The organism is Microbacterium sp. (genome assembly GCF_035277845.1).
Lineage (GTDB): Bacteria > Actinomycetota > Actinomycetes > Actinomycetales > Microbacteriaceae > Microbacterium.
The window spans coordinates 1-8,386 of the sequence record NZ_DATEJS010000015.1 but is presented as its reverse complement, the minus strand read 5'-3'; the positions used below and the strand labels follow the sequence as shown (position 1 = coordinate 8,386).

Genomic DNA, 8,386 nt, shown 5'->3' with positions numbered 1-8,386 from the left:
CGGATGCCCCGGCGACGGCCGGGGCATCCGCTGTTTGTCAGGCGGCGCGCCGTAGGCTGGACGGGTGACCCTTCGGCAAGCTCAGGCCCCGTTTGTCGTTCGACCGGCACGCAGCAGCGACATGGTCGGCATCCACGACATGCTCGAGCCGTACGTGCAGCGCGGGATCCTGCTCGGCAAGGACATCGTCGTGCTGTACGAGGCCACGCAGCAGTTCCTCGTGGCGGAGGCCGACGGGCAGCTCATCGGATGCGGCGCCCTGCACGTGATGTGGGACGACCTCGGCGAGGTGCGCACGCTGCTCGTCTCGGACGACTGGGTGCGCCGCGGTGTCGGCCGCGCGATCGTCGAGGGGCTGGAGGCGAACGCCCGGGACCTGGGACTCACCCGCCTGTTCTGTCTCACCTTCGAGGTCGACTTCTTCACGCGACGCGGTTTCGCCCCCATCGGCGAGCAGATCGTCGACCCCGACGTCTACACGCAGCTGGTGCGCAGCCCGGATGCCGGCATCCACGAGTTCCTCGACCTCGCCCACGTGAAGCCGAACACGCTCGGCAACACGCGCATGCTCAAGCGACTCGACTGAGGGGTACGGCCGGCACCGGCGCGGTCGCGAATCTGACGATCCGCGGGTTTCAGGCGTGCCCGCAGCGGATGCCGCGCACCGTCTGCTTACCCTGGCACCGTGACACCTCCCGAGCCCCGTCCCCGCCCCTCGGCGGCCGTGTTCCGGCGACGCCGGCTGATGGTGCTGCTCATCGTCGTGGTCGTCATCGCCGTCGTCTGGCTGCTCATCGCCCGGCCCTGGTCGGGCAAGGCGGCCGCGGCATCCGGCGCCGCCACCTCGTCGACGAGTGCGGCGTCTGTTGTGACGCCGAGCCCGACCTCCCCGTCGCCCACTCCGACACCGAGCCCCACCGGGTCCGCCACGCCCACTGTCTCGGGTTCGCCGTCCCCGTCGCCGTCGGGCACCGTCCTCGCGCAGGCCTGCGACGCGTCCACGGTCAGCGTGCAGCCCCTCACCGACCACACCGTGTACGGTTCGAATCAGGACCCGAAGCTGACGATCAAGCTCACCAACACGAGTGCGCAGCCCTGCAAGATCAACGTCGGCACCGCGACGCAGTCGTTCGTGATCACCAGCGGGACGGACACCTGGTGGCGTTCCACCGACTGCCAGAAGAACCCGAGCGACATGGTCGTGCTGCTCAAGGCCGGGCAGACGGTGACCAGCTCCACGCCGGTGGTGTGGGACCGCACCCGTTCGTCCGTGAACAGCTGCATGTCCAAGACGCGGCCGGTGGCGCCCGGCGGGGGAGCGACCTATCACCTCACGGTGTCGATCGGCGGGTTCGCCTCGCTGACCGACACCCTGTTCCAGCTCGGCTGACGCGCTCGGTTCCCGGGGCGGAGACCGAGCGGGAATCATCTGCCGGGCTCCGCTCAGAATTCCGGGACGTCGCTGAGATCGCGCGGGCCGCCCGGCGCGGAGACCCGCCGTCTGCGGGCCCGCGTGGTGCCGACCGCGGCCAGCGCTCCGGCGAGATCGGACGCAGCCGCATCCACCACCGTCCGGTAGCCGAGTCGGCCGGCCTCGCCGCGGCGCTGCCCGGACTGCGTGACCGGGCGGATCTCGCCCGCGAGGCTCAACTCGCCGATCGCGGCGACGTGCCGCGGCATCGCGTGGCCGGTGACGGCGTTGGCGACCGCGACGGCGATCGCGAGGTCGGCGGCGGGCTCGGTGAGACGCACCCCGCCGACGGTCGAGACGTAGACGTCCTGGTCGGACACCTTGATGCCGCCGCGCTTCTCGAGCACGGCCAGCACCATCGCCACGCGGGCGGCGTCCACCCCGTTGACGATGCGCCGCGGGTTCGGGATGCCGGTCGGGATCGTCAGAGCCTGCACCTCGACGGGCAGGGCCCGGCGGCCCTCCAAGGCGATCGTCACGCAGGTGCCTTCGACCGGGTCGCCGTGGCCGAGGAACAGGGCACTCGGATCGGGCACCTCGGCGATGCCACTGCCGGTCATGTCGAAGCACCCCACCTCGTCCGTGGCGCCGAAGCGGTTCTTAAGCGCGCGCACGAACCGCAGCGAGGTCTGCCGGTCGCCCTCGAAATGGCAGACGACGTCGACGAGATGCTCGAGGATGCGGGGCCCGGCGATCGAGCCATCCTTCGTGACGTGGCCGACGATGATCACCGGCAGGTCGCGTTCCTTCGCGAGCCGGATCAGCGCGGACGCGACCTCGCGCACCTGGCTCGGATGCCCGGCGGCGCCGTCGCTCTGCGCCGACGACACGGTCTGCACGGAGTCGACGATCAGCAGATCGGGCTGCACCTCGTCGACATGACCGAGGATCGTGCCGAGGTCGGTCTCGCTCGCGAGGAACAGCTCATCGTGCAGGGCCCCGGTGCGCTCGGCGCGAAGCCGCACCTGCGGAGCGGACTCCTCCCCGCTCGCGTACAGCACGCGCTGCCCGGACTTGGCGCCTTGTGCGGCGACTTCGAGCAGCAGCGTGGACTTGCCGACGCCCGGCTCGCCCGACAGCAGGATGGCGGCGCCGGGCACGAGCCCGCCGCCGAGCACCCGGTCGAACTCGCCGATGCCGGTGGTGCGTCGCACCGTGTCGGTCGTGTCGATGTGCGTGATCGGCCGTGCCCGGCGGGTGGGAGCGGTCGCGGTGACCAGTTTGACGATGCCGGTCTGCTCGCCCGCGTCGACCACCGTTCCCCACTGCTGGCATTCGCCGCACCGGCCCACCCACCGCAGCGTCGTCCACCCGCACTCCGTGCAACGGAACGGAGCGGTCTGCGCGGGACGTTTCGTGGCCATGCACCGAGCGTATGCGGGGCCACCGACATCCACCGGCATCCGCGTCGTCCCGCGGTTCGATGACCTGCCGTGGCACCCGTTTTCGCCGATGTCGGACCCGGTATGCACAATGGTCTGCGTGCCCGGAGAGAAGGAAGTCATGACCGAACCGAACCAGCCTCAGGGTGCCCTTCTCGTCGGCAGCGTGAACTACGACGACGCCGAGACGACGATGCGTGCCGCAGCCGAGATCCTCGGGCCGCTCCTCAAGCGCATCCCCGACGGCGAGCCCGGCAAGCGATTCCACTGGATCATGTTCCAGCCGGATGTCCTCGGACAGGCCGACGGCATCGAGCGGGTGGGGGAGCATCCGATACCGCTGCGCATGCTCGACGCTCGTCCGCTGCGCGTGGCGGACGGCGTCGATCCTGCGACCATCGTCTTCCCGTCGCTCGGATACGCCGACGCGGCCATCGAGTCGTACGCGGTCTTCACCCGTCTGCGGAACGAGGGCGTGATCGCGTCGGGCACGCGGTTCCAAGTGTCCCTGCCCACGCCGCTGGCCGTGGTCGGCGCATTCTTCCCGGCCGATCAGCGCGCCGCGATCGAGCCCGTCTATCGGCGGGCGATGTACCGCGAACTCGACGCGATCCTGGATGCCGTGCCGCACGACGACCTCGCGATCCAGTGGGACAACGCCGTCGAATTCAACATCATCGAGAACGTCGAGCGGCCCGGCGCGCTGCCGATGTCGTCGTGGTGGGGCGACGACGTGTGGGCGGGGCTCACCTCCCGGTCGATCGAGCAGGTCGAACGCGTGCCCGCCGACGTCGAGGTCGGATTCCACCTCTGCTACGGCGACGTCGCCGAGAAGCACTTCATCGAGCCGACGGACGCCGCGAACCTGGTGCGATTCGCGAACGAGGTCGTGGATGCCGCGTCCCGCCGAGTCGACTGGATCCATCTGCCGGTGCCGATCGAGCGCGACGACGACGCCTACTACGCTCCACTCGACGACCTGCGCATCGGGGACACCGAGCTGTATCTCGGGCTCGTGCACCGCGAAGACGGGGACGAGGGCGCCGAGCGTCGCATCGCGGTCGCACGCCGCCACGTCGACGCGTTCGGCGTGGCCACGGAGTGCGGCATCGGGCGGGCACCCGCGGGCACCACCGAGGGCATCCTGCGCACCCACGCGGAGGTGGCCGCGACCTGGTGAGACGAGGCGTCGACCGGCTCAGGCCACGGGCGTGTAGGCGACGATCTGCACGCCCGGGAAATCCGACGGACGCAGTTGGTGGTGCTCGTAGCGCACGAGCCCGGCATCCGGATGGTGGAACACCCGCTCACGGGAGGTGAACCCCTGCACGTCGTGGCGTGCCCAGCCTTCACGGAACTCCGGGCTGTCTTCCCTCAGACGGTCGACGAACGCGCGCAGGTCGGGATCCGCCAGCCGGGCGGCCGTCTCGGCACGGAACTCGCCCAGGAACCGGCGACTCGTCTCGGGCCAGTCCGCCAGCAGCGTGCGCACGGCGGGGTCGGTGAACACGACGCGCAGCAGGTTGCGGTCCGCGGCGGGGATGCGGGCGACGTTCGGGTACAGCCGCTCGTAGGCGGCGTTCCAGCCCGCGATCCGCCAGTCCGGGGTCAGAGCGAAGGCAGGGTTGTCGCCGAGAGCGTCGAGCAGGTGCTGCACGTGCGCGGGCAACTCCCCGGTGAGCGGCTCGTCGAGGGCACTCGACGGCGGAAGGCCGGCGAGCGACAGGGCGTATCGGCGTCCGGCGTCGTCGAGCCGCAGCACGCGGGAGACGGCATCCATCACCTGCTGCGACGGGTTGATGTCGCGGCCCTGCTCGAGCCATGTGTACCAGGTGACGCTCACCCCCGAGAGGTACGAGACCTCCTCTCGGCGCAGGCCCACGGTGCGTCCACGGCCGGCCGGCGGCAGGCCGTGATCGGCGCGCACCAGCTGCTCGCGCCGGGCGCGCAGGAACGCGCCGAGTTCCGCACGGCGTCCGGTGGGCTGACTCACGGTCCCAGCGTAGTAGTACCACTACTAGTAGTGGCGCCGTCTTCCGCACCTCGGCGGCATCCGGCATCCTGCGAACATGGCGATTCCTCTGCGTTCCCGTACCGTCACCCACGGCCGCAACATGGCGGGCGCTCGCGCGCTGCTCATGGCCGCCGGCGTGGACAAGGCCGACTTCGGCAAGCCGATCATCGCCGTGGCGAACAGCTTCACCGAGTTCGTGCCCGGTCACACGCACCTGCAGCCGGTGGGACGCATCGTCTCCGAGGCGATCAGTGCTGCGGGTGGCATCCCGCGCGAGTTCAACACGATTGCGGTCGACGACGGCATCGCCATGGGCCACGGCGGCATGCTCTACTCGCTGCCGTCGCGCGAGCTCATAGCCGACTCGGTCGAGTACATGGTGCAGGCGCACTGCGCCGACGCCCTCATCTGCATCTCCAACTGCGACAAGATCACGCCCGGGATGCTGATGGCGGCGCTGCGGCTGAACATCCCGACCGTGTTCGTGTCGGGTGGTCCGATGGAGTCCGGCCGGGCGACCCTCGTCGACGGCACCGTGCGCACCCTCGACCTGGTCGACGCGATCTCCGAGGCCGTCAACGAGTCGGTGTCGGATGCCGACATCCTGCGCATCGAGGAGAACGCCTGCCCGACGTGCGGCTCGTGCTCGGGCATGTTCACCGCCAACTCGATGAACTGCCTCACCGAGGCGATCGGTCTGTCGCTTCCCGGCAACGGCTCGACCCTCGCCACCCACACCGCGCGCCGCGCGCTGTACGAGAACGCCGGCAAGCTCGTCGTCGACATTGCCAAGCGCTACTACGACGACGAGGATGCCTCGGTGCTGCCCCGCAACGTCGCCACCCCGGCCGCGTTCGGCAACGCCATGGCGCTCGACATCGCCATGGGCGGCTCGACCAACACGATCCTGCACCTGCTCGCCGCCGCGCACGAGGCCGGCGTGGACTTCGGGCTGGACGACATCGACGCGGTCTCGCGCCGTGTCCCGTGCCTGGCGAAGGTCGCCCCGAACGTCGCCGGAGACCGCACGTACTACATGGAGGACGTGCATCGCGCCGGCGGCATCCCAGCGATCCTCGGCGAACTGCGCCGCGGCGGGCTGCTCGACGAGGACGTGCACACCGTGCACTCGGCGACCGTCGCCGAATGGCTGGATGCCTGGGACATCCGCTCCGGCGCGGCGATCGACGAGGCGTTCGACCTGTGGCATGCCGCGCCCGGCGGCAAGCGCTCCTCGACGGCGTTCTCGCAGTCGGAGCGCTGGCTCGCACTCGACACCGACGCCGAGGGCGGCTGCATCCGCGACGTCGCGCACGCGTACTCGAAGGACGGCGGCCTGGCGGTGCTGCGCGGCAATATCGCCGTCGACGGCGCGGTCGTGAAGACGGCCGGCGTCGACCCGTCGATCTTCACGTTCTCGGGGCCTGCGGTCGTGTGCGAGTCGCAGGAGGAGGCCGTGCAGAAGATCCTCTCGAAGCAGGTCGTCGAAGGCGACGTGGTCGTCATCCGCTACGAGGGTCCGAAGGGCGGGCCGGGCATGCAGGAGATGCTGCACCCCACCTCGTTCCTCAAGGGCCGCGGGCTCGGCAAGAAGTGCGCACTGATCACCGATGGCCGCTTCTCCGGCGGCACCTCGGGTCTGTCGATCGGACACGTCTCGCCCGAGGCGGCGTCCGGCGGCGTCATCGCGCTGGTGGAGGACGGCGACATCGTCTCGATCGACATCGCCACCCGCGCTCTGTCGCTCGAGGTGTCCGATGAGGTGCTCGACGAGCGCCGTCGGGCGCTGCTGGATGGCGGCGGCTACCGTCCGCGCAACCGCGAACGCGTTGTCTCGCCCGCCCTGCGCGCCTACGCCGTGATGGCTCAGTCGGCCGACAAGGGCGCCGTCCGCGACGTCGCCGTCGTGGAGGCGGCCATGCAGGCGGCGACCGAGCGGGAGCCCGTGCTGAGCTGACCCGTCGATTCGCGAGGACGCCGACCGTCGCGTACACTGGTCCGCGGTGACGTGTCCGAGCGGCCGAAGGTGCAACTCTCGAAAAGTTGTGTAGGGTAACCCCCTACCGTGGGTTCAAATCCCACCGTCACCGCCACGTTCGAAGGCCCCGACATCCCAGTGTTTTCAAGGGATGCGGGGCCTTCGTTATGAGCCGAAACGGGCTCGTGGGAAGAATTTGGGAAGATTCTGCGGGAATCGTGTTCTGGGCGCGGGACAAAGTTTCGATACACGGCCGGATGCCAGTGGTTGAGCGGATCTCGAGCAAGTCGCTTAGTGCTCGCCTGAGTTGCCGTCGTCTCGGGACCGAGATGTTGACCGAGCAACATCGAGCGCCGTCGAGACGCCGTCGAGATCGTCGTCGAACAGGTCGGCATATGTGTCGAGCGTCATCACCGCTGATGCGTGGCCGAGCATTCGCTGGACCGCCTTGACGTTGGCCCCTGCACTCACTGCGAGACTCGCGACGGTGTGCCACAGGTCATGCGGCGTGAGCCGCGGAAACGTCGGGTCCGCCCGTTGACAGCGTCGGACGGCTGCGGCGAACCAACCGTCCTTGGAGTTGGGCAGCCGCAGGTGCTCCACTCCGTCGCCAAAGACGAGCGCATCCGGTGACCGCGTGGCCTTCGTGTGTTGGAAGTACTCGTCGAGGAACGCGGGATAGGGCACGGTTCGGCTCACATGCGTCTTCGGGGTGCCCACGCGGATCTTGCCGTTGACGGTGACGGCGTTCTGCTCGACGCGCAGGCGGCGCTTGGCTGTGTCGATGTTCCGAACGCGCAACGCGGACGCCTCGCCCCAACGGAGGCCGGTGTAAGCCAAGGTCAAGACGAGGTCCGGGTAGCGTGCCTGCTCTGCAAGCGCGTCGACCTGCGCGTGCGTCAGGTAGACACGAGCCTCGTGTCCTTTGCGCGGGAGGGGCACGTTTCGCGCGTTGTTTGTGGGGATCAACTTGTCGCGGACGGCGATCTCCAGGATGTTGGCAAGCACGCCGTGAGCACGGATAACGGTCGTGGCGCTGTATACCGTGGCCAGCTCAGCGACCCACCGGCGGACATCGCTGTGCTGAATGTCCTCGATGTGCTTCTTGCTCCACCGAGGCTCGACGTGGATCCGCCAGGACGACTCCACCGAATGGTATGTGGACGGCTTGAGTACTGCCCTCTGATCTTGAATCCAGGTGGCGCCCAACTCTCCCAGGGGAGTCCGGCCATTTCTCGGATCGATGTATGTGCCGCCGCCAATGCCGACATCGACCGTAGCCAGGTAGTCGGCGGCGTCCTTCTTTCTGGCGAATCCCCGCTTGCTGGCTTGTCGCCCGTCAGGCTTCATGTACCTGACCAGATAGCGGCGTCCTTCCTTCGTCTTGTAGACGTGAATGCGGCTCTTCGCGAACGAGGGTGTAGCCGGGTGAGCTTGGCGTTGGCGGGGTAGGGGTCGAGGTCTCCCGGAGGATGGAAGTTCCTACGCTCGCCATCCGCAAAGAGACCTCGACGTGTCCCACCCTACTTTCGCGTGCCCTG

At 69.0% G+C, this 8,386-nt stretch carries 7 protein-coding genes and 1 tRNA gene; 5 read left to right on the top strand and 3 right to left on the bottom strand.

Going from position 1 to position 8,386, the window contains the following annotated elements; genetic code table 11:
• Positions 1-64 precede the first annotated feature (64 nt).
• Entirely contained in the window at positions 65-586 is a 522-nt protein-coding gene (locus VJR25_RS00575) for an amino-acid N-acetyltransferase (RefSeq protein ID WP_324111442.1), read from the top strand.
• Positions 587-685: 99 nt separating this feature from the next.
• Complete coding sequence (locus VJR25_RS00570; protein ID WP_324111440.1) at positions 686-1,390, top strand: hypothetical protein; 705 nt, start codon at positions 686-688, stop codon at positions 1,388-1,390.
• Between the two features lie 53 nt (positions 1,391-1,443).
• Here VJR25_RS00570 and radA read toward each other — a convergent pair whose 3' ends face one another.
• Complete coding sequence (gene radA / locus VJR25_RS00565) at positions 1,444-2,835, bottom strand: DNA repair protein RadA (RefSeq protein ID WP_324111438.1); 1,392 nt, start codon at positions 2,833-2,835, stop codon at positions 1,444-1,446.
• A gap of 139 nt (positions 2,836-2,974) precedes the next feature.
• Here radA and VJR25_RS00560 point away from each other — a divergent pair, with 139 nt between their 5' ends.
• Positions 2,975-4,033 (top strand): hypothetical protein, encoded by a 1,059-nt coding sequence (locus tag VJR25_RS00560; protein WP_324111436.1) that lies wholly within the window; start codon positions 2,975-2,977, stop codon positions 4,031-4,033.
• 18 nt (positions 4,034-4,051) lie between these two features.
• Here the strand turns inward: VJR25_RS00560 and VJR25_RS00555 are convergent, their stop codons facing one another.
• Positions 4,052-4,846, bottom strand: coding sequence for a helix-turn-helix transcriptional regulator (locus VJR25_RS00555; RefSeq protein WP_324111434.1), 795 nt, complete (start codon positions 4,844-4,846; stop codon positions 4,052-4,054).
• A 76-nt stretch (positions 4,847-4,922) separates the two neighbouring features.
• Here VJR25_RS00555 and ilvD point away from each other — a divergent pair, with 76 nt between their 5' ends.
• Together ilvD and VJR25_RS00545 are read left to right on the top strand one after the other, a co-directional pair.
• Positions 4,923-6,824 carry a dihydroxy-acid dehydratase gene (gene ilvD / locus VJR25_RS00550; protein ID WP_324111432.1) on the top strand — a complete coding sequence of 634 codons (1,902 nt, stop codon included), beginning with the start codon at positions 4,923-4,925 and terminating at the stop codon, positions 6,822-6,824.
• Between the two features lie 45 nt (positions 6,825-6,869).
• Positions 6,870-6,960: transfer RNA gene (locus VJR25_RS00545), tRNA-Ser, on the top strand.
• Between the two features lie 176 nt (positions 6,961-7,136).
• Here VJR25_RS00545 and VJR25_RS00540 read toward each other — a convergent pair.
• Complete coding sequence (locus tag VJR25_RS00540) at positions 7,137-8,195, bottom strand: tyrosine-type recombinase/integrase (protein WP_324111429.1); 1,059 nt, start codon at positions 8,193-8,195, stop codon at positions 7,137-7,139.
• Positions 8,196-8,386 lie beyond the last annotated feature (191 nt).

Coding starts and splice junctions, on each gene's coding strand:
- VJR25_RS00560 (WP_324111436.1), top strand. CDS start 2,975: ATGACCGAACCGAACCAGCCTCAGGGTGCCCTTCTCGTCGGCAGCGTG.
- VJR25_RS00540 (WP_324111429.1), bottom strand. CDS start 8,195: ATGAAGCCTGACGGGCGACAAGCCAGCAAGCGGGGATTCGCCAGAAAG.
- radA (WP_324111438.1), bottom strand. CDS start 2,835: ATGGCCACGAAACGTCCCGCGCAGACCGCTCCGTTCCGTTGCACGGAG.
- ilvD (WP_324111432.1), top strand. CDS start 4,923: ATGGCGATTCCTCTGCGTTCCCGTACCGTCACCCACGGCCGCAACATG.